Annotated in this window: 1 pseudogene; it reads right to left on the reverse strand. The window is 56.8% G+C overall.

Going from position 1 to position 1,067, the window contains the following annotated elements:
- Positions 1–29: 29 nt before the first annotated feature.
- Positions 30–1,067, reverse strand: a pseudogene (locus tag ACIPL2_RS35160) (GTP-binding protein); the annotation flags it as partial.

The raw sequence follows: 1,067 nt of genomic DNA on the forward strand, positions 1-1,067 counted from the left end.
GCCGCGATGTCACCAGCGCCTACTTCCTAGATTTCTACACCGCCGCTAGCCTGCAATTGCACCAAACGACCCACGCGCTCTCACATCCCTTTAACCGAGTTGATCACGCCGTCGCCGGAGGCCAACACGCCCGAGTAAACGCGGACGAAGGTCAAGGTACCCACGAATGGGTCGGTAGCGATCTTGAACGCCAGAGCCGAGAACGGCTCGCTGTCGTCTGCGTGACGCTCCATTTCCTTGGTCTCGTCATCCGGGTCAGTACCCTTGATGGCAGGAATGTCGGTAGGAGCAGGCAGGTAGTCGATAACGGCGTCGAGAACCAGGGGAACACCCTTGTTCTTGAAGGAAGAACCGCAAACAGCCAGAACGATCTCACCAGCGATAGTACGCTGACGCAGAGCGGCCTTGATTTCCGCGTTGGTGAGTTCTTCACCTTCGAGGTACTTGTTCATCAGCTCTTCGCTGGCTTCGGCCGCAGCCTCAACCATGTTGCCGCGCCACTCGTCAGCCAACGCCTGCAGTTCAGCAGGGATAGGCTCGCGACGTGGAACCATGCCTTTGTCAGCGTCGTTCCAGTAAACAGCTTCCATGGCGATCAGATCGATCTGACCCTGGAAGTTGTCTTCGGAACCGATAGCCAACTGGATTGGCACCGGGGTGTGACCCAGACGCTGTTTGATCTGACCGATCACGCGCAGGAAGTTCGCACCAGCACGGTCCATCTTGTTTACGTAAACAAGACGTGGAACGCCGTATTTGTTGGCTTGACGCCATACGGTTTCCGACTGAGGCTCAACACCCGAGGTGCCGCAGAACACAACGACCGCGCCGTCGAGAACACGCAGGGAACGTTCAACTTCAATAGTGAAGTCAACGTGGCCCGGGGTGTCGATGACGTTGAAGCGGTATTGGTCCTTGTGCTGCTTCTCGGAACCCTGCCAGAAGGCGGTAATAGCAGCAGAAGTAATGGTAATACCACGCTCCTGCTCCTGCACCATCCAGTCTGTGGTCGCGGCGCCGTCATGCACCTCGCCCATCTTGTGACTTTTGCCAGTGTAAAAAAGGAC

Source organism: Pseudomonas sp. NPDC086251 (assembly GCF_044746405.1).
Taxonomy (GTDB): Bacteria; Pseudomonadota; Gammaproteobacteria; order Pseudomonadales; family Pseudomonadaceae; genus Aquipseudomonas.